This is a genomic window from Actinomadura sp. GC306 (genome assembly GCF_004348665.1).
In the GTDB taxonomy this organism is placed as follows: Bacteria; Actinomycetota; Actinomycetes; order Streptosporangiales; family Streptosporangiaceae; genus Spirillospora.
The window spans coordinates 1-19,477 of the sequence record NZ_SMKM01000045.1 but is presented as its reverse complement, the minus strand read 5'-3'; the positions used below and the strand labels follow the sequence as shown (position 1 = coordinate 19,477).

At 74.3% G+C, this 19,477-nt stretch carries 17 protein-coding genes; all 17 read left to right on the top strand.

The features are described from left to right. Window positions 1-54 precede the first annotated feature (54 nt). Window positions 55-1,035 carry a 16S rRNA (cytosine(1402)-N(4))-methyltransferase RsmH gene (gene rsmH, locus E1200_RS09615; RefSeq protein WP_131951487.1) on the top strand — a complete coding sequence of 327 codons (981 nt, stop codon included), beginning with the start codon at window positions 55-57 and terminating at the stop codon, window positions 1,033-1,035. Then, the gene (locus E1200_RS09610) at window positions 1,032-1,730 is read left to right on the top strand and encodes a hypothetical protein (RefSeq protein WP_131951478.1); all 699 of its coding nucleotides are present in this window, start codon (window positions 1,032-1,034) and stop codon (window positions 1,728-1,730) included. The genes rsmH and E1200_RS09610 overlap by 4 nt, the downstream gene beginning before the upstream one ends. Before the next feature lie 34 nt (window positions 1,731-1,764). Continuing rightward, window positions 1,765-4,038, top strand: coding sequence for a penicillin-binding protein 2 (locus tag E1200_RS09605; RefSeq protein ID WP_131951477.1), 2,274 nt, complete (start codon window positions 1,765-1,767; stop codon window positions 4,036-4,038). 78 nt (window positions 4,039-4,116) lie between these two features. Then, window positions 4,117-5,652 carry a UDP-N-acetylmuramoyl-L-alanyl-D-glutamate--2,6-diaminopimelate ligase gene (locus E1200_RS09600; protein ID WP_131951476.1) on the top strand — a complete coding sequence of 512 codons (1,536 nt, stop codon included), beginning with the start codon at window positions 4,117-4,119 and terminating at the stop codon, window positions 5,650-5,652. Beyond that, on the top strand, window positions 5,649-7,031 hold the full coding sequence (gene murF / locus E1200_RS09595; RefSeq protein ID WP_131951475.1) for a UDP-N-acetylmuramoyl-tripeptide--D-alanyl-D-alanine ligase: 1,383 nt from the start codon (window positions 5,649-5,651) through the stop codon (window positions 7,029-7,031). Before E1200_RS09600 ends, murF begins: the two co-directional genes overlap by 4 nt. Beyond that, window positions 7,028-8,086 (top strand): phospho-N-acetylmuramoyl-pentapeptide-transferase, encoded by a 1,059-nt coding sequence (gene mraY / locus E1200_RS09590; protein ID WP_131951474.1) that lies wholly within the window; start codon window positions 7,028-7,030, stop codon window positions 8,084-8,086. Before murF ends, mraY begins: the two co-directional genes overlap by 4 nt. Before the next feature lie 185 nt (window positions 8,087-8,271). Further along, on the top strand, window positions 8,272-9,528 hold the full coding sequence (gene ftsW, locus E1200_RS09585; protein WP_131951473.1) for a putative lipid II flippase FtsW: 1,257 nt from the start codon (window positions 8,272-8,274) through the stop codon (window positions 9,526-9,528). 138 nt (window positions 9,529-9,666) lie between these two features. Further along, the gene (gene murG, locus E1200_RS09580) at window positions 9,667-10,761 is read left to right on the top strand and encodes an undecaprenyldiphospho-muramoylpentapeptide beta-N-acetylglucosaminyltransferase (RefSeq protein ID WP_131951472.1); all 1,095 of its coding nucleotides are present in this window, start codon (window positions 9,667-9,669) and stop codon (window positions 10,759-10,761) included. Further along, window positions 10,758-12,164, top strand: a complete 1,407-nt coding sequence (gene murC, locus E1200_RS09575; protein ID WP_131951471.1) for a UDP-N-acetylmuramate--L-alanine ligase — start codon at window positions 10,758-10,760, stop codon at window positions 12,162-12,164. The genes murG and murC overlap by 4 nt, the downstream gene beginning before the upstream one ends. 98 nt (window positions 12,165-12,262) lie before the next feature. Further along, on the top strand, window positions 12,263-13,012 hold the full coding sequence (locus E1200_RS09570) for an FtsQ-type POTRA domain-containing protein (RefSeq protein ID WP_243708441.1): 750 nt from the start codon (window positions 12,263-12,265) through the stop codon (window positions 13,010-13,012). A gap of 473 nt (window positions 13,013-13,485) precedes the next feature. Next, window positions 13,486-15,006 carry a cell division protein FtsZ gene (ftsZ, locus tag E1200_RS09565; RefSeq protein WP_131951470.1) on the top strand — a complete coding sequence of 507 codons (1,521 nt, stop codon included), beginning with the start codon at window positions 13,486-13,488 and terminating at the stop codon, window positions 15,004-15,006. Then, window positions 15,003-15,731, top strand: a complete 729-nt coding sequence (pgeF, locus tag E1200_RS34340; RefSeq protein WP_131951469.1) for a peptidoglycan editing factor PgeF — start codon at window positions 15,003-15,005, stop codon at window positions 15,729-15,731. The genes ftsZ and pgeF overlap by 4 nt, the downstream gene beginning before the upstream one ends. After that, entirely contained in the window at window positions 15,728-16,483 is a 756-nt protein-coding gene (locus E1200_RS09555) for a YggS family pyridoxal phosphate-dependent enzyme (RefSeq protein WP_131951468.1), read from the top strand. Before pgeF ends, E1200_RS09555 begins: the two co-directional genes overlap by 4 nt. 112 nt (window positions 16,484-16,595) lie before the next feature. Continuing rightward, on the top strand, window positions 16,596-17,132 hold the full coding sequence (gene sepF, locus E1200_RS09550; protein WP_131951467.1) for a cell division protein SepF: 537 nt from the start codon (window positions 16,596-16,598) through the stop codon (window positions 17,130-17,132). Window positions 17,133-17,154: 22 nt separating this feature from the next. Next, on the top strand, window positions 17,155-17,451 hold the full coding sequence (locus tag E1200_RS09545) for a YggT family protein (protein ID WP_131951466.1): 297 nt from the start codon (window positions 17,155-17,157) through the stop codon (window positions 17,449-17,451). 56 nt (window positions 17,452-17,507) lie between these two features. After that, window positions 17,508-18,407 (top strand): DivIVA domain-containing protein, encoded by a 900-nt coding sequence (locus E1200_RS09540; RefSeq protein ID WP_131951465.1) that lies wholly within the window; start codon window positions 17,508-17,510, stop codon window positions 18,405-18,407. A gap of 138 nt (window positions 18,408-18,545) precedes the next feature. Further along, the coding region (locus E1200_RS09535) for a hypothetical protein (protein ID WP_131951464.1) at window positions 18,546-19,477 on the top strand (932 nt) is incomplete at its 3' end.

Below are 19,477 nucleotides of genomic sequence, written 5' to 3'. Positions count from 1 at the left end.
TCCGATCCGGCGATGCCACAAGTCCGCGAGCGGTGGCAGTACTGGGGGTGCAGCATGGACGTGGGCGACCACGCGGCCGAGGCCGGTCACGTACCGGTCATGCTCGGTCGCGTCCTGGAACTCCTCACCCCCGCGGCGGAGGCCGTCACCGGCCGCGACCCCGTGTACCTCGACGCCACGCTCGGCATGGGCGGGCACGCCGAAGCGATGCTCCGGGCCGTGCCGGGCCTGCGCCTGATCGGCCTCGACCGCGACCCCGCCGCGCTGGAGCGCTCCGCGCGCCGGCTCGCCCCGTTCGGCGACCGGGTGGCGCTGGAGCACGCCGTCTACGACGAGATCCCCGCGGTGCTGCGCCGGCTCGGCGTCCCCGCGGTGGACGCCGTCCTGTTCGACCTGGGCGTCTCCTCCCCGCAGCTCGACGAGACCGGCCGCGGTTTCGCCTATTCCCACGACGCCCCCCTCGACATGCGGATGGACACCACCCAGCGGCTCACCGCGGCGGAGGTCGTCAACGGCTATCCGCCCGCCGAGCTCGCCAGGATCCTGCGCGAGTACGGCGAGGAGCGCTTCGCCCAGCGCATCGCCGCGGCGATCGTCCGGGAACGCGAGCGCGCCCCGTTCGACTCGACGCGCCGCCTCGCCGAGCTGGTCCGCACGTCCATCCCGGCCGCGACCCGCCGCACCGGCGGCAACCCGGCCAAACGCACCTTCCAGGCGCTGCGCATCGAGGTGAACGGCGAACTGGAGATCCTGCGGCGGGCGCTGCCCGCGGCCCTGGACGCGCTACCGGCCGGGGGCCGGATCGCCGTCCTTTCCTACCACTCCCTTGAGGACCGGATCACCAAGCGGGTCCTCGCCGCCCAGGCCGCCGACACGACGCCGCCGGACCTGCCCGTCCCGCTGCCCGAGCACGAGCCGCGCTTCCGGCTCCTGACGCGCGGAGCCGAGCTGCCGTCCGGCGAGGAGACCACGACCAACCCACGGGCCGGATCGGTGCGGCTGCGCGCCGCCGAGCGAGTCCGGGAGGCGACATGACCACGACGAGCAGACGCCCGCCGCCGAAGGCGCCCAAGGCGCCCCGGAGCAGGACCCGGCCGCGCCCGGCCGACACCGCCGAACCGCCCGCCGGGGGCGCGGGCGGCGCGGCGGCCACGGCCACGAAGCCCAGGCCGTCCAAGGCGGCGGCGAAGACCGCGCCGGCGCGCAAGGCCGCGCCTGCCAAGAGCACGCCCGTGAAGAGCGCGCCTGCCAAGAGCACGGCCGCGAAGGGCGCGGCGGCGAAGAAGGCCGCGCCCGCGAAGGCCGCTCCGGCGGCCGGGGCGCGCCGGGGCGCGGCGCGGCGTGCGCAGGCGCCGCCGCGCACCCCGTTCATCCTGCTCATCGTCGGGCTGCTCGGCGGGGCGCTGGTGAGCCTCCTGCTGCTCAACACCGTCCTGGCGAAGGACGCGTTCACGCTGACGCGGCTGCAGCAGAGCACCAAGCAGCTCGAACAGCAGCGCCAGGCGTACGAGGCGGAGATCGCCTACGAGAGCTCCCCGGAGGAGCTGTCGAACAAGGCCAAGGCCCTCGGCATGAAGGAGGCCGAGGACCCGGCGTTCTTCCACAGCGGCTCCGGCCGGGCCAGCGACGGCGGGCTCCGCCCGGCCCCCGACGCCGCCGCGGCGGCGGCCGGCGCGGCCGGCGTGGTCGGGGTCCCCGGCACGGTGGTCCACGGCGCCGCGGCCCCGTGAGCGGAAACGACGGTATCGGGGAGCGGGTGAGACGGTGACGAAGCCGCCGGGACGCGGGACGGCCGGGCCCCCGCCGGGCCGCAGGCGCGGCCCGGACGGGCGCGGGTCCCGCGGTCCGGCGGAGCGCGACGCGGGGAGCGGCCCGGGTGCGGCACGCGCGTCCGGGCGGTCCACCGGCAACCCTCCGCGCCCGCCGGGCGGGAGGTCCGACGGCGCGGGGCGCGCGGGCACGAAGGGCGGCGCCGCCCGCCGTCCCGCGCGCGGCAAGACGGTGCCCGCCCCCCGCAAGGAGGCGGGCGGCAAGGCGGCGAAGGCCGGCGGGGCCGCCGCCAAGGGAGCCTCCGCCAAGAAGGCCGCCCCGAAGAAGGGGAGCGGGCCCGCCCCGAAACAGCCGCCCGCCGAGACCCCGCCCGCCAAGAGATCATCCGCCAAGAGATCACCCGCCAAGACCGCCGCGGGCCGCGCCGTGCGCGCCGCGCAGGGCGCCCGCCCCGCGGGCGGCGGCTCGCGCAAACCCCGGACGGGCGGCGGCTCGGGACGGCGGCCCCCCGGCCCGGAGAGCCGCATCCCCTTCCACCGGCGCGACCCCCTGAAGCGGCTGAACGTCCTGCTGCTGGTCGTCGCCTTCGTGCTGTCGCTGTTCGCGGGGCGGCTCGTCCAGCTCCAGACGATCGAGTCCGGCGAGTACACCGCGCAGGCGATGCGCCAGCGCCTGCACAAGATCGAGCTGCCCGCGATCCGCGGTGGGATCACCGACGCGCAGGGCCACCCGCTCGCCATGACGGTGGAGGCGCGGGCGATCTACGCCGACCCGTCGCTGATCGAGACCGAGGAGCGGCAGCCGATCGTCAACGCGCTGGCCCCGACGCTCGGCCTGGACCCGGCCGCGCTGATGCGGAAGATCGGCAAGCCGGACACGCGGTTCGTGTACCTCGCGCACGGCGTCCCGCCCGACCAGGCCCGGCTGATCACCTCGTGGGACCTGGCCGGGATCGGGACCCTTCCGGAGTACCGCCGGGAGTACCCCAACGATTCACTCGCCGCGAGCGTCATAGGTTTCGTGAACGACACGGGGAAGGGCGCCGCCGGGCTGGAGAGCTCGATGAACGACGTGCTCGCCGGCGAGGACGGCTGGCAGCGCGTGGAGATCAGCCCGGAGGGCCAGCACATCCCCATGGGCGAGGACCAGAAGCGCCCGTCCGTGCCGGGCCGCGGCGTGCGCCTCACGCTGGAGCGCGACCTGCAGTTCAAGGCGCAGGAGGCGATCGAGAAGCAGGTCAAGGCCACCGGCGCCAAGAGCGGCAGCGTCATCGTCATGGACCCGCGCACCGGCGAGCTGCTCGCGATGGCCTCCGCCCCCGGGTTCGACCCGAACGAGTACACCGAGTCCGACAAGGACCTGTGGGGGAGCCCGCTGGTGCAGGAGGCGTTCGAGCCGGGCAGCACCGGCAAGGTCGTCACCGCCGCGGCGGTCATGGAGAAGGGCGGGGTCACCCCGCAGACGCCCTTCGTCGTCCCCGACAAGATCAAGAAGTACGACGTCGAGTTCCGCGACTCGCACCCGCACCCGACCCAGCGGCTCACGTTCGCCGGCGTGCTCGCCACGTCCAGCAACGTCGGCACCATCATGGCCAGCGACACCATCGGGCAGCAGCAGCTCTACCAGACGCTGCGCGACTTCGGCTTCGGCGCGAAGACCGGCCTGCCGCTGCCCGGCGAGACGCCCGGCCTGCTGAAGCCGCCCGGCCAGTGGTCGGGCACCGACCGGTACCCGATCGCGTTCGGGCAGACGGTCTCGGTGAACGCGGTGCAGATGGCCAGCGTCTACGCGACGATCGCCAACGGCGGCGTGCGGGTCGCGCCGACCCTCATCGCCGGCACCGTCGGCGAGGACGACGCGTTCACCCCGTCGCCCGCCCCGGAGCGCAGGCGGGTCGTCAGCGAGCGGACCGCCCGGCAGATCAGCGACATGCTGGAGGGCGTGACGACCGACGAGGGCACCGCGCCCAAGGCGCAGATCAAGGGCTACCGCGTCGCGGGCAAGACGGGCACCGCCGAGGTCGTCAACCCGCGCTGCGGCTGCTACAAGGGCGGCGGCTACACCGCGTCGTTCGCCGGTTTCGCCCCGGCCGACGACCCCCAGCTCGTCGTGCAGGTCGTCCTGCAGAACCCGAAGCGGGGCAGCCACTATGGTGGCGATGCGGCCGCACCGGTCTTCAAGGACGTGATGAGCTTCGCCCTGCGCTCCGAGAAGATCCCGCCGACGGGGAGCCGACCGCCGATCATCCAGATCCACGCCCGGGACTGACGGCAGCGAGTACCCTCCTCGCCTGTGAGTCCACCACCCGTGTTCCAGCCCCGATCCGCCCGTACCGAAAGAAACGCCATGCGTCCCACCATCAATCCGGCCCGTCCGCTGAACGGACTCGCGGCGCTCTTCGGAATCGAGCAGACCGGCTGGGAAGCGGTGTCGGCGACGGGCATCACGCACGACTCGCGGGCGGTGCGGCGCGGCGACGTCTACGCGGCGCTGCCCGGCACCCGCGCGCACGGCGCCCGGTTCGCCGCCCAGGCGGCCGAGGCCGGCGCCGCGGCGATCCTCACCGACCACGACGGGTACGACCGCGCCGCGGCGACGGGGCTGCCGGTCATGGTCGTCCCCGACGTCCGCGCCCGGCTCGGCGAGGCCGCGTCCTGGGTGTACGGCGAGCCCGGACGCGACATCACCCTCATCGGCGTCACCGGGACCAGCGGCAAGACCACCACCGTCTTCCTGCTCGACGCGGGGCTGCGCGCCGCCGGGATCGAGACCGGCCTGGTCGGCGGCGTCGAGATCCGGGTGGCGGGCCGCCGGGTGCCGAGCGCGCTGACCACCCCGGAGTCCACCGACCTGCACGCGCTGCTGGCGATGATGCGCGAGCGCGACGTCGGCGCCGCCTCGATGGAGGTCTCCAGCCACGCCCTCGTCCAGGGCCGGGTGGGCGGCGCGGTCTTCGAGGTCGCGGTGTTCACGAACCTGTCCCAGGACCACCTGGACTACCACCCGACCATGCAGGACTACTTCCTCGCGAAGGCCCGGCTGTTCACTCCCGAGTACTCCCGCGTCGGCGTCGTGAACCTCGACGACCACCACGGCCGCGAGCTGCTGGAGATCGCCACGGTGCCGGTGACGACGTTCTCCGCGTCCGGCGACCCGGCGGCCGACTGGCGCGCCGAGGACGTGCGCGTCGGCGCCGACGGCAGCGTGTTCCGCATCGTCGGGCCCGGCGGCATCGAGGCCGACGGCGAGGTCGGGCTCGCGGGGCCGTTCAACGTCGCCAACGCGCTCGCCGCGATCGTCGCGCTGGTCGAGGCGGGCATCCCGCTGCAGGCCGCCGTGCACGGGGTGGCGTCGCTGCCGGGCGTGCCCGGCCGGCTGGAGCGGGTCGACGAGGGCCAGGACTTCGTCACGCTCGTCGACTACTCCCACAAGCCCGGCGCCGTCGAGGCGGTGCTGAACGCCCTGCGGCCCGTCACCGAGGGGGAGCTCGCGATCGTGCTCGGCTGCGGCGGCGACCGCGACCGCGGCAAGCGCCCGCTGATGGGCGAGGCGGCCGCGCGGCTGGCCGACGCGGCGTACTTCACCAGCGACAACCCGAGGTCGGAAGATCCACTCGCCATCCTCGCCGCTATGGTCGAGGGCGGACTGAAGGTGCCGCAGCCCGAGCGGGCGCACATCGTGCTGGAACCCGACCGGGCCGCCGCGATCGAGCTGGCCGTCGGCCGGGCCCGCCGCGGCGACGTCCTCGTCATCGCGGGCAAGGGCCACGAGCAGGGCCAGAACGCGGCGGGCGAGGTCATGCCGTTCGACGACCGCGAGGTCGCCCGGGAGGCCCTCCGGCGCCGGGTGAAGGGGACTAGAGGGGACGGGACGCAGGCGTGATCCCACTTCCGCTGCCGGCGATCGCGGAGATCACGGGGGGCGCCGCGCACGGCGGCCCCGGCGTGGTGGTCAGCGGTCCGGTGGTCATCGACTCCCGCGCGGCGGCGCCCGGGACGCTGTTCGCCGCCCTCAAGGGCGAGCGCGCCGACGGGCACGACTTCGCGTCCGCGGCCCTCGCCGCCGGCGCCGCCGCGGTGCTCGCGCAGCGGCCCGTGGAGGGGCCGTGCGTGGTCGTCCCCGACGTCCAGGAGGCGCTGGGACGGCTGGCGCGGGGCGTGCTGGACCGGCTGCCGGACGTGACCGTCACCGCGGTCACCGGCTCGGCGGGCAAGACGTCCACCAAGGACCTCATCGGGCAGCTCGCCGGCCGCGCGGGGCCGACCGTCTTCCCGCCCGGCTCGTTCAACAACGAGATCGGGCTGCCGCTCACCGTCCTGCGCGCCGATACCGGCACCCGCCACCTCGTCCTGGAGATGGGCGCCCGCGGCATCGGCCACATCGCCTACCTCACCGGGATCGCGCCGCCCGACGTCGCGGTCGTGCTGAACGTCGGCACCGCGCACGTCGGGGAGTTCGGCGGCCGGGAGAACATCGCGCGGGCCAAAGGCGAGATCGTGGAGGCCCTGCGGCCGGGCGGCACCGCCGTCCTGAACGCCGACGACCCCCTCGTCGCCGCGATGGCGTCGCGCACGGCCGGGCGGGTCGTCACGTTCGGCCGGTCGCCCGGCGCGGACGTCCGCGCCGAGGACGAGACGCTCGACGAGCGGGGGCGGGCGCGGTTCACGCTCGTCACCCCCGAGGGCTCGGCACCGGTCGCGCTGCTCCTGCACGGCTCGCACGCCGTCGGCAACGCGCTCGCCGCGGCAGCGGCGGCGCGGGCGGCCGGGCTCGGGCCCGCGGAGATCGCCGAGGGCCTCTCGCAGGCCGTGCCGGCCAGCCGGTGGCGGATGGAGGTCACCGAGCGGGCCGACGGCGTGACGGTGGTCAACGACGCCTACAACGCCAACCCCGACTCGACGCGCGCCGCGATCGACGTGCTCGTCCACATGGCGCGGGGCCGCCGCGCCTACGCGGTGCTGGGCGAGATGGCCGAACTCGGGGACTCCGCGGCGGCGGAACATGCCAAGATCGGGGAGCACGCGGCGCGCAGCGGGGTCTGCGGCCTCGTGGTCGTCGGCGCGAACGCGGCGGCGATGGCCGGCGGGGCACGGCAGGTGGGGTCATGGACGGGAGAGTGCGTGCAGGTGGATGACGTCGGCGCGGCGGTGGCCGCGCTGCACGAGCGGCTGGCGCCGCGGGACGTCGTGCTGGTGAAGGGCTCCCGCGTCGCGGGACTGGAACGGGTGGCCGAGGCGATCCTCGCGGAGGACGGCCGATGACCAACATCATCATCGCCGGCGGGGCCGCGCTGGTCTTCGTGATGCTCGGCACGCCGGTGTGGATCCGGATCGTCAACCGGCTCGGCTACGGGCAGATGATCCGCGACGAGGGCCCGGAGGCGCACCTCAACAAGCGCGGCACCCCCACGATGGGCGGGACGGTCTTCATCGTCGGCTCGCTCGTCGGCTACGCGGTCGCGCACCTGGTCACCGGGACCCCCCCGACCATCTCGGGCCTGCTGGTGCTGTTCCTGATGACCGGACTCGGCCTCGTCGGGTTCGTGGACGACTACATCAAGGTGTTCAAGCAGCGCAGCCTCGGGCTGCGCAGCGGCGCCAAGATGATCGGCATCATCCTCGTCGGCGTCGTGTTCGCCGTCGCCTCCCTCAACTTCCCCAACGGCTACCAGGTCACCCCGGCCGACCCGAGCCTCTCCTTCCTGCGCGACTTCGGCCCCCCGATCGGCCCGTACCTGTTCGTGGTCTGGGCGCTGCTGCTGATCGCGGCGATGTCCAACGGCGTCAACCTCACCGACGGGCTGGACGGCCTCGCGGCCGGCCCGGCCGGCATGGTGCTGGCCGCCTACGTCATCATCGGCAACTGGCAGCTGCGCAACAGCTGCGAGTTCGCGCTCGACCCGAAGTGCTACACCGTCCGCGACCCCCTCGACCTCGCGGTCGTCGCCGCGGCCGTGCTCGGCGGCGTGTTCAGCTTCCTGTGGTGGAACGCGCCGCCCGCGAAGATCTTCATGGGCGACACCGGCTCGCTGGCCCTCGGCGGCGTGCTGGTCGGCCTGGCGATCCTCACCCGCACCCAGTTCCTGCTCGCCATCCTCTGCGGGCTGATCGTGATGATCACCCTGTCGGTGATCATCCAGGTCGGCGGGTTCAAGATGACCGGCAAACGGGTGTTCAAGATGGCGCCGCTGCAGCACCACTTCGAGCTGTCCGGGTGGGCCGAGACCACGATCGTCGTGCGGTTCTGGCTGACGTCCGCACTGTTCGTGGCGATCGGCATCGGCCTGTTCTACCTGGAATGGATGCCGAAGAATTGACCGGCCGGCGCCGCCGGGGCGGGCCGGGCCGCCCCGGCGGCGCCGGGGCACTCGCGCGACACGCGCCGGATGTCCCCGCCGCGGGCGCCTCCGGCCCCGAGACTGGGGCCATGAACCGCGCCGTCACCGAGACCTCCGGGCGCGCCCGCCCCGCCGGCCGCCGCGCCCGGACCGGCCGGTAGCCCGTGTCCGCCGTACCGGCCGAGGGGGACGGCGGACGCCGCCCGGGGCCGCGCGAGCAGGTCGTCGCCGCCATCGGGCTGCTCGACCGTCCCCTGACGTCCTACTACCTGGTGCTGGGCTGCACGGTCATGCTGCTCGCGCTGGGCCTGACGATGGTGCTGTCGGCGTCCAGCGTCGCCCAGATCCAGGCGACGGGCTCGGCGTTCACGCTGTTCCAGAAGCAGGCCCTCTGGATGGCGATCGGGCTCCCCGGCATGTGGGTGGCGTCGCGGCTGCCCGTCCGGACGTTCCGCGCGCTGGCCTATCCGATACTGCTGCTCTCGATCGTCTTCCTGGCCCTGGTGCTGGTCCCCGGGCTCGGCCGCAGCGCGCTGGGCGCCACCCGCTGGGTCGACCTCGGGCCGGTGCAGATCCAGCCGTCCGAGCTCGCCAAGCTCGCCCTGGTGCTGTGGGGCGCCGACCTGCTGGCCCGCAAGGAGCGCCTCGGCCAGCTCACCGAGTGGCGGCCGCTGCTGGTCCCGCTGATGCCCGGCGCCGGGATCCTGGTCCTGATGGTGATGATGGGCAGCGACCTCGGCACGACGCTGGTGCTGCTCACCATCTTCCTCGGGCTGCTGTGGGTCGTCGGCGCGCCCGGCCGGCTGTTCGTCGGCATAGCGGGGCTGGTGTGCCTGCTGGTGTCGATCCTCATCGTCGTCGAGCCGTACCGGATGCAGCGGCTCACCGGGTTCCTCGACCCGTCCGGCAACCAGCTCACCACCAACTACCAGAGCACGCAGGGCCTGTACGCGCTGGCGTCCGGCGGCCTGTTCGGCACGGGACTCGGGGAGGGCCGCGCCAAATGGGACTACCTGCCCGAGGTCGAGACCGACTTCATCTTCGCCATCATCGGGGAGGAGTTCGGGCTCGTCGGCACCCTCGTCGTCCTGTCGCTGTTCGGGCTGCTCGCCTACGCGGGGCTGCGGATCGCGCGGCGGGTGAAGGACCCGTTCACCCGGCTCGCCGCCGCGGGCGCGACGGCCTGGCTGGTCGTGCAGGCCATCGTGAACATCGGCGCCGTCATCGGCGTCCTACCCATTACGGGGATCCCGCTTCCGCTGGTGTCCTACGGGGGGTCGTCCCTCATCCCGAGCCTGTTCGCGCTGGGGATGCTGCTCGCGTTCGCCAAACGCGAGCCGGGTGCGAGGCAGGCACTCTCCGCACGGGGCCCCGGACCGGTCGTGAGGGCTCTAAGCTGGCTGGGTCTGGCACGGCGCTGAACCCCCTCCGGGGGCCGGGGGGCGTCCCCCGGGCCGACCCGCCCCCTCCGGGGTGCCGTCGCCGCGTCCGTGTGCGCGCCCGCACGCCGGACGTACGGCACCCGACAAGTCGAACACGCTGAGGAGTTGTCAACCAGCATGAGGGTTGTCCTGGCCGGCGGCGGCACCGCCGGACACATCGAGCCCGCACTGGCTCTCGCGGACGCGCTGCGCCGCAACGACCCCAACGTCGGGATCGTCTGCCTCGGCACCGAGCGGGGGCTGGAGACCCGCCTCGTCCCGCAGCGCGGCTACGAGCTCGCCCTGATCCCCCCGGTCCCGCTGCCCCGCACCCTCACGCCGCAGCTGCTGTCGGTCCCCGGCCGGCTGCGCGGCGCGATCAACGCGGCGGCGGCCGTCCTCGACCAGGCCCGGGCCGACATCCTCGTCGGGTTCGGCGGCTACGTCGCCACCCCCGGCTACCTCGCGGCACGCAAGCGCAAGGTGCCGATCATCGTCCACGAGGCCAACCCCAAGCCCGGCCTCGCCAACAAGCTCGGCGCCCGCTTCACCGAGCACGTCGCGGTCTCGCACGCCGACTCGCCGCTGCCCAACCCGACCTTCGTCGGCATCCCGCTGCGCCGCGAGATCTCCACGCTCGACCGGCTCGCGATGGGCGACAAGGCGCGCTCCTACTTCGGGCTCCTGCCCGACCTGCCGACCCTGCTGATCTTCGGCGGCTCGCAGGGCGCCCGCTCGCTCAACCAGGCCGCGGTGGCCGCCGCGCCGTACTTCCGGCAGGCGGGCATCCAGGTCCTGCACATCGTCGGGCCGAAGAACAACGAGCAGCCCGAGCCGGTGTCCGGCGGCCCCCAGTACGTCACGATCCCGTACTGCGACCGGATGGACCTCGCCTACGCCGCCGCCGACATGGCCATGTGCCGCGCCGGCGCGATGACCTGCGCCGAGCTGGCCGCGGTGGCGCTGCCCGCGGCGTACGTGCCGCTGCCGATCGGCAACGGCGAGCAGCGGCTGAACGCCGAGCCGATCGTCGCGGCGGGCGGCGGCCTGCTCGTCGACAACGCCGACCTCACACCCGAGTGGATCGTGCAGAACGTGCTCCCGGTGCTGGGCGACCCGGGCCGGGTCGCGGCGATGTCGGAGGCCGCCGGGCGGATGGGCCGCCGGGACGCCGACGTCGCGCTCGCCCAGATGGTCTACGACGTGGTCCGCTCGGCGGGCGCCGCCCGATGAGCATGATCGATCCCGGCGACGTCGTGCCCGCCGGAGAGCTCGGCCGGGTCCACTTCATCGCCATCGGGGGCGCGGGGATGTCCGGCATCGCCCGCATCATGCTGCGGCGCGGCCTCGCCGTGTCCGGCAGCGACGCCCGCGACTCCGAGCTGCTCACCCAGCTCGGCGACCTCGGCGCGAAGGTCTTCGTCGGGCACGACGCCGCGTACCTCGGCGACGCCGAGACCGTCGTGGTCTCCACGGCGATCCGGGAGAGCAACCCCGAGCTGGCCGCCGCCCGCGAGCGCGGCCTGCGCGTCCTGCACCGCTCGGCCGCCCTGGCCTCGCTGATGGCGGGCCGCCGGGCGGTCGCCGTCGCCGGCACGCACGGCAAGACCACCACGACCTCGATGCTCACGGTCGCGCTCCAGCACGCGGGCGCCGACCCGTCCTACTGCATCGGCGGGCAGCTCGTCACCACCGGGCTCGGCGCCGACGAGGGCACCGGCGACGTGTTCGTCGCCGAGGCCGACGAGAGCGACGGCTCGTTCCTCATGTACACCCCGCACATCGCGGTCGTCACCAACGTCGAGGCCGACCACCTCGACAACTACGGCGGCTTCGAGATGGTGAAGGAGAACTTCGCCCGCTTCGTCGACCGCGTCGAGCCGGGCGGGACGCTCATCGCCGGCGCCGACGACCCGGTCGCGGTGGAGCTGGCGGAGCGGGCGCGGGCGCGGGGCCTGACCGTCCGGACGTACGGGGAGGCCGAGGGCGCCGACCTGCGGGTGACCGGGTTCACCCCGCGCGGCCTCGGCTCCCGGTTCCACCTCGGCGGGTTCGGCGAGGTCGAGCTCGGCGTCCCCGGCCGGCACAACGCGCTGAACGCCGCCGCCGTGGTCGCGGTCGCGCAGGCCCTCGGCCACGACGGCGCGCCCGTCCGCGTGGGCCTGGCCGCGTTCGGCGGCGCGATGCGGCGGCTGGAGCGCAAGGGCGAGGCGGGCGGCGTCGAGGTGTTCGACAGCTACGCCCACCACCCGACCGAGCTGACCGCCGACCTGGACGCCACCCGCGACTACCTGGGCGAGAAGGAGGGCGGCGGTCGGATCGTCGCGGTCTTCCAGCCGCACCTGTACAGCCGCACCCGGTTCTTCGCCGCCGAGTTCGGCGCGGCGCTCGGCCTCGCCGACGTCGCCGTCGTCATGGACGTCTACGGCGCCCGCGAGGACCCGGAGCCCGGCGTGACCGGCGCGCTGGTCGCCGACGCCGTCCCGGCGGGGACCGAGACCGTCTACGCGCCCGTCCGTGCCGAGGTGCCCGGCCTCGCGGCCTCGCTGGCGCGGCCCGGCGACGTCGTCATCACCCTGGGCGCCGGCGACGTGACCGCGCTCGGCCCCGAGATCCTCGGCCGCCTCGCCGAGTGACCCGGGCGGGACGCCCCTTCTGACCGGCCGGCCGGAATGACACGCCGCCGCGGCCGCTTCCGGCGGCGGCCGGCGCGGCCGCCTGCCAAGCTTGCGTCATGACCGAGTCGCAGACGGGCCGGCCCCCGCTGGCGGAGGAAGAGCCGGAGCCGGCGGAGCGGCGCGGCCGTCCGGGCCGGTGGAAGGTCCTGGTCGCCGGCCTGCTGGTCGTGGCCGCGCTCGCCGCGGTGACGTGGGTCCTGCTCGGCTCGCGGCTGCTGGTGGTCCGGCACGTCGAGGTGACCGGCGCGGAGCTGGCCGCCCCCGAGCGGGTCGTCGCCGCCGCGGGGATCAGCCTCGGCAGGCCGATGGCGCGGCTGGCGACCGGGGAGATCGCGGAACGGGTCGAGCGGCTCCGGGAGGTCGAGTCCGCCGAGATCGAGCGGCACTGGCCGGGCACCGTCCGCATCGCGGTCCGCGAGCGGGTCCCCGTGGCCGCGTTCGAGCGCGGCGGGCGGCACCACAGCATCGACAGGCACGGCGTCGTCGTGGCGGACGGGGAGGCCAGGCCGTCCGGGCTGCCGACGCTGGCCGTGGCCACGCCCGGGCCGTCCGACCGGACGACGCTCGCCGCGCTGGCCGTCCTGTCCGGCCTGCCCGAGCGCATCGGGAAGAACGTCCGCGAGGTGGGCGCGACCGGGCCCGAGGCGGTGACGCTGCGGATGGCGAGCGGCCAGACGGTGGTGTGGGGCGCCGCGGAACGGGCAGGGGAGAAGATCCGGCTGCTGGACGCGCTGTGGCGCACGGCGGCGGGGCGGGCCGTCCACACCGCGGACGTCAGCGCACCCGAGGTGCTCAAGACGCAGTGAGGGTGCCCGGCCCGCGCGGGCGGGCCCGGCGGAACGTGTTCGCGGGCCGTTCGGCTCCGGTGCGTGTGTCGCGGCGATTCCGGTCGTCCGATGGGGCACGCTTGAACGGCCGCCCGCGACCGGCGGGCGGCCTGGACGGACCGATGCGTGCGGCGGGAGGTGGCGGGTGCGCGGCCTGGGAACATCCAGATCTCCTTCGCCGACCAGGGCAAACCTGCGCCCAGTGCGACACGCCGGTGGAGTTGGGGGGAGGTTAGTTGACCCTGGCCGTAAGGCCGCCCTACTGTCCGTATCAGTCCTCAGGTTGACATAACTGTAAGCCTCAAGTTGAGGGTGAGGGTTCAGGGTGACCGGCGAGCGTGCCGGATCCCGCCCCGGGCTCGGCCCGCAAAAGCACACAGGTCAGGTAAACCGCGGCGGCACGGTCGGCAGACCGGGCAGGGCGGTCGGATAGAGCGGAAAGGCCCCTCGTCGTGGCAGCACCGCAGAATTACCTCGCGGTCATCAAGGTCGTCGGAATCGGCGGCGGCGGCGTCAACGCCGTCAACCGGATGATCGAAGAGGGACTCAAGGGCGTCGAGTTCATCGCGATCAACACGGACGCCCAGGCGCTGCTGATGAGTGACGCCGACGTGAAACTGGACGTGGGCCGCGAGCTCACCCGGGGCCTCGGCGCCGGCGCGAACCCCGACGTCGGCCGCAAGGCCGCCGAAGACCACCGGGAGGAGATCGAGGAGGTCCTCAAGGGCGCCGACATGGTCTTCGTCACCGCCGGGGAGGGCGGCGGCACCGGCACCGGCGGCGCGCCCGTGGTGGCCAACATCGCCCGCTCGCTCGGCGCGCTGACCATAGGCGTGGTCACCCGCCCGTTCAGCTTCGAGGGCAAGCGCCGCGCGATGCAGGCCGAGGCCGGCATCGAGACGCTGCGCGACGAGGTCGACACCCTCATCGTGATCCCCAACGACCGGCTGCTGTCGATCTCCGACCGGCAGGTCAGCGTGCTGGACGCGTTCAAGGCCGCCGACCAGGTGCTCCTGTCCGGTGTGCAGGGCATCACGGACCTCATCACCACCCCGGGCCTGATCAACCTCGACTTCGCCGACGTCAAGTCCGTCATGTCCGGCGCCGGCTCGGCGCTGATGGGCATCGGCTCCGCGCGCGGCGACGACCGCAGCGTCGCGGCGGCCGAGATGGCGATCTCCAGCCCGCTGCTGGAGGCCAGCATCGACGGCGCGCACGGCGTCCTGCTGTCGATCTCCGGCGGCTCCGACCTCGGCCTGTTCGAGATCAACGAGGCGGCGCAGCTGGTGTCCAACGCCGCCGCGCCCGACGCGAACATCATCTTCGGCGCGGTCATCGACGACGCGCTCGGCGACGAGGTCCGGGTGACGGTGATCGCCGCGGGTTTTGACGAGGGCCGGCCGGTCAAGCCGGCGCCCGAACCGGAGAGCAGGCGGCTGCCCCCGCCACCGCGTCCGGTGCCGCCGCCCGCGAACCCCATCCCGAGCCGGGTCGGGCGGTCCGAGGGTGCCGCCGCGCCCCAGCCCGCCGCGCAGCCCGCGTCCCAGCAGCCCGCGTCCCACCAGTCAGCGCCGCAGCAGCGCCAGCAGTCGGTGGCGCAGGCCGCCGCCGCGCCGCAGCAGCCGCCGGCGCCCGCCGCGGTCCCCGCGCCGCCGCCGCGTCCCGAGAGCGACCGGGCGCAGCCGCCCGCCGCGCCGGACCGCGACGACCGGGCCGCCGGCCGCGGCGAGGCGGGCGAGCCCGCCCGGCAGGACGGCGCGTCCCAGCCGGCGCCGGCCGCCGACCGCGACTCCGCCGCGGGCGAGTCCGGCGGCCCGCGCGCGCCGGGTCCCCGCCCGGCCGCGGAGCAGACGCCGTCCCGCGTGCACGCGGGGGAGAACGACGGCGGCGGCCCGGCCTCGTCCGGGCAGCGCCGCCGTCCCGTGGTGTTCGACGAGGACGACGACCTCGACGTCCCCGACTTCCTGAAGTGATCACCACCGTCGCCCTGGGGGACGGCGTCGGCGCCGCCTTCACCGGGCGGGCCGGCGGCGTGAGCGGCGGCCCCTACGACTCCCTCAACCTGGGCGGCGCGGTCGGCGACGACCCCGCGGCCGTCCTGGACAACCGGCGGCTGGCCGCCCGCGCGCTCGGCGTCGACCCCGCACGCACCGTCTTCATGAAGCAGGTGCACGGCGCCGACGTCGCGTTCGCCGGCTCCCCGGACCTGCCGGGGCCGGTCGACGCGACCGTCACCGACGTCCCCGGCCTCGCCCTCGCCGTGCTGGTCGCCGACTGCGCGCCCGTCCTGCTCGCCGACCCCGCCGCCGGGGTCGTCGGGGCCGCCCACTCCGGCCGCCCCGGGACCGCCGCCGGCGTCGTCCCCGCGCTGCTGAAGGCCATGTGCGAGCGCGGCGCCGAACCCGGCAGGATCACCGCCGCGATCGGGCCCGCGGCATGCGGCCGCTGCTACGAGGTCCCCGAGGCGATGCGGGACGAGGTCGCCGCCGTGGCCCCCGCCGCGTACTCCACGACGTCCAAGGGCACCCCCGGCCTCGACATCCGCGCCGGCATCGCCGAGCAGCTCGCCGCGGGCGGCGTGACCGCGGTGCGGACCGACCCCCGCTGCACCATCGAGGACCCCGGCCTCTTCTCCTACCGCCGCGACGGCCGCACCGGCCGCTTCGCCGGCTACGTCTGGCTCAAGGGCGACGCGTGACGGACGAGCACCCGACCGACCAACCGACCGGCGACCCGACCGGGGACCGCCGGGCCGAACTCGCCGAGGGCATCGCCGGGGTCCGGGCGCGCATCGCCGCCGCCTGCGCCGCCGCCGGCCGCGCCGAGTCGGAGATCACGCTGATCGCCGTCACCAAGACCTTCCCCGCGTCCGATGTGCGGCTGCTGGCCGGACTCGGCCTCACCGACATCGGCGAGAACCGCGACCAGGAGGCGCGCCCGAAGGCCGCCGAATGCGCCGACCTCCCCCTCACCTGGCACTTCGTCGGCCGGCTGCAGACCAACAAGGCCCGCGCGGTGGCCGGGTACGCCGACGTCGTCCACTCGGTCGACCGGCCCCGGCTCGTGACGGCCCTGTCGGGCGCGGCCGTCCGCGCCGGCCGTACACTGCGCTGCCTCGTCCAGGTCTCCCTGGACGAGGGAACCCCCTCCGAGGTGCGGGAACGGGGCGGCGTGCCGCCCGGCGACGTCCCCGCCCTCGCCGACCGGATCGCCGAGGCCGAGGGACTGGAGCTCGGCGGGGTGATGGCCGTCGCCCCGCTCGGCGCCGACCCGCTGCCCGCCTTCGCGCGGCTCGCCGAGGTCGCCGGTTCGCTGCGCCGGAACCATCCGGCCGCCTCGGTCGTCTCTGCGGGTATGAGCGGCGATCTGGAACAGGCGATCGCGTGCGGCGCGACACACCTGCGGGTCGGTACGGCGTTGCTCGGCGGCCGACGGGCAATCGTCAGGTAATGTCCCCCCAGTGGTACCTGCCGCAACGCGGGCCGCCACATCGGACGGAGTGGAAGTCCAGCGACGGCGCCGGATGCGCCCGGAGCCGCGGCCACAGGACACGGAGGGGCGTATGGCCAGCGCGATGCGCAAGATGGCGGTCTACCTCGGCCTGGTGGAGGACGACCGCTACGACGACAAGTACGGCGACTACGACGACTACGAGCTCTACGACGAGGAAGCCGACACCGGGCAGGGCCGCCGTCGCGAGGACGAATCCGGCGGCCAGCTTACCCGAGCGGACGAGGCCGCGGACCGCGAACGCGACCATCACTCCACGTCCACGATCGAGCGGCGCTCCGTAGCGCTCTACGAGTCCGGTACCACGGACCTCGCGCGTATCACTACGCTGCACCCGAGGACCTACAACGAGGCGAGGACCATCGGGGAGCACTTCCGGGAGGGCACGCCGGTGATCATGAATCTGACCGAGATGGTCGACAGCGACGCCAAGCGTCTGGTCGACTTCGCGGCGGGTCTCGTGTTCGGACTGCACGGGAGCATTGAGCGTGTTACCAACAAGGTGTTCCTGCTGTCACCCGCCAACGTCGAGGTGACGGCGGAGGACAAGGCCCGGATGGCCGAACGAGGCTTCTTCAACCAGAGCTGAGAGCGCACTTGCGAGAGAACCAGTGAACATCGTCGGAACCATTCTGCAGGCGATCCTGTACTTCTTCCTCCTGTTCCTGATCGGGAGACTGATCCTGGAGATCCTGCAGTCCTTCGCCCGGCAGTGGAGGCCCACCGGGGTCGTGCTGGTGATCGCCGAGGCGACCTACACCGTCACCGATCCGCCGCTGAAATTCCTTAGACGCTTCATCCCGCCCATCCGACTGGGTAACGTTGCGCTGGACCTCAGCTTCACCGTGCTCATCCTTGTGGTCTGGATCTTGATCATCATCGTGGGCTCCGCGTTCGGCGGAGCCTAGGTGGATCGGATACCGTCCTTTGGGACATACTCCAAGCGCGCCAAGGAGACGAGAACATGCCGCTGACACCCGCCGATGTGCGGAACAAGCAGTTCAGTACCACCAGGCTGAGGCCGGGGTACGACGAGGAGGAGGTGGACGCGTTCCTCGACGAGGTCGAGGCCGAACTCGACCGCCTCATCCAGGAGAACGAGGAACTGCGGGCCAAGCTCGCCGAGTGCCTGCGCGGCAAGGTTCCCGCCATGGCCGCTCCCATCGTGGAGCCCAAGCCGGACGTGCAGAAGATCCCCGAGCCGCCGCGCCCCGAGCCGCAGCCCCAGCCTGAGCCCGAGCCCGTGCTCGGCGGCCTCGGCATGGCGCCCGCGCCCACCGGCGAGGACAACATGGACACCGCGGCCCGCGTGCTCGCGCTGGCCCAGCAGACCGCCGACCAGGCGATCGCCGACGCGCGCCGCGAGGCCGACGAGACGCTCGGCCGCGCCCGCCGCGAGGCCGAGGAGATCCTCGGCAAGGCCCGCCGGCAGGCCGACCAGATCGTCAGCGAGGCGCGCTCGCGCGCCGAGGCCCTCGACCGCGACGCGCAGGAGCGCCACCGCCAGGTCATGGGCTCGCTCGTGCAGCAGCGCGAGGAGCTGGAGCGCGAGGTCGACAACCTGCGCGCGTTCGAGCGCGAGTACCGCAGCCGCCTGAAGGTCTACCTGGAGGGCCAGCTGCGCGACCTGGAGGCCGGCAGCACCGAGACCGGCGCGTTCGCCGCCGTCCCGGGCGCCGCCCAGACGCAGAGCCCGCCGCAGACCGGCCCGCAGAGCACCGTCCCGCACGGCGACAACCGCAACGGCGGCACCGGGCCCGCGCCCGGCCAGTTCCCGCCGCCCGCCGAACACCAGCAGGTGCAGCACTCGGCCACCGGGGCCTTCCACTCCGGCGGCGACAACCCGCCGCACGATCGGCGCTGATCCGGCGTCGCGGGCGATAGTGTCTTCCCTACCGTCGGCGCCGGGGATGGCATCGCGGCCATCCCGGCGGCGCGGAAGGAGTGCGGCATGGGCGTGCCGGCCCGGAGCCGAGCGGCCTGAACGAGGGAGAGAAACCCTGTGATCATCCTGAGCGGCGTCCTCGTGGTCGTGGCGATCGCCCTGCTCGTGGCGGGCATCGTGGCCGGCAACGGAGACAGCGCGGAGGTATTCAACCTGGACGCGCTGTTCGTGATCTACATCTCGATCGCGGTCAGCATCGTCTCGGCGCTCTGCCTGGCCATCGGGGTGTTCCTCCGCCGCAAGGAGATCTTCCCGGGCGCCTCGGCGGCGCCCGCCCGCACGACCCGCAAGACCAAGACCAAGAAGGACAAGCGCAAGAAGCCCGCGCCCGCGGCGTCCACCGCGGCCGCCAAGGGCGCCCCGGCGGCCACCGCCACGGCGGCGGACCCGGCCGACGACGAGGTGGAGCTCCCCGCCCCGCCGGCCGACGTCCCCGAAGACGCGCTGGTCTTCGTCGTGCGCGGCCGCAAGCGCTACCACCTCGACACCTGCCGCCAGCTCGCCGGCCGCGAGACCGAAGAGCTGACCTACGCCGAGGCCAAGGAAGAGGGGTTCAGCCCCTGTACCGCCTGCATGCCCGACACCGCACTGGCGGCGCGCGCCGCGGCGTCGGCACCGGCGTCCCCGGACGCCGGCAAGGCGGCCAAGGGCGGCCCCCCGGCTCCGAAGCCCGGCGCGGAACGCCCCGAGGGCGGCCTGGCGGGTCTCGCCAAGCCGGCGCCGGCCCCGGCGCCCGCGCCCACCTCGTTCGACAAGACGGCCGAGATCCCGCGCCCGGAGGCGTCGGACGAGCCGGAGCGCCCCGCCCCCTCCCCGGCGGGGCCGACCCTCACCGACATGCCCGTCGCGAGCCTCTTCCAGAAGCCCGCGAAGGCGGAGCCGAAGGCCCCCGAGCCGGAAGAGGAGCCCGCCGAGCCCGCGTCAGCGGACCTCACCCCGGACCGGGACCCCATCCCGGACCCGGACCCGGAGCCCACGCCCGCCGACAC

What these genes read in the sequence shown, in the direction of transcription:
- rsmH (WP_131951487.1), top strand. Translation starts at nt 55, where the DNA reads ATGGACGTGGGCGACCACGCGGCCGAGGCCGGTCACGTACCGGTCATG.
- E1200_RS09610 (WP_131951478.1), top strand. Translation starts at nt 1,032, where the DNA reads ATGACCACGACGAGCAGACGCCCGCCGCCGAAGGCGCCCAAGGCGCCC.
- E1200_RS09600 (WP_131951476.1), top strand. Translation starts at nt 4,117, where the DNA reads ATGCGTCCCACCATCAATCCGGCCCGTCCGCTGAACGGACTCGCGGCG.
- mraY (WP_131951474.1), top strand. Translation starts at nt 7,028, where the DNA reads ATGACCAACATCATCATCGCCGGCGGGGCCGCGCTGGTCTTCGTGATG.
- murG (WP_131951472.1), top strand. Translation starts at nt 9,667, where the DNA reads ATGAGGGTTGTCCTGGCCGGCGGCGGCACCGCCGGACACATCGAGCCC.
- murC (WP_131951471.1), top strand. Translation starts at nt 10,758, where the DNA reads ATGAGCATGATCGATCCCGGCGACGTCGTGCCCGCCGGAGAGCTCGGC.
- E1200_RS09570 (WP_243708441.1), top strand. Translation starts at nt 12,263, where the DNA reads ATGACCGAGTCGCAGACGGGCCGGCCCCCGCTGGCGGAGGAAGAGCCG.
- sepF (WP_131951467.1), top strand. Translation starts at nt 16,596, where the DNA reads ATGGCCAGCGCGATGCGCAAGATGGCGGTCTACCTCGGCCTGGTGGAG.
- E1200_RS09540 (WP_131951465.1), top strand. Translation starts at nt 17,508, where the DNA reads ATGCCGCTGACACCCGCCGATGTGCGGAACAAGCAGTTCAGTACCACC.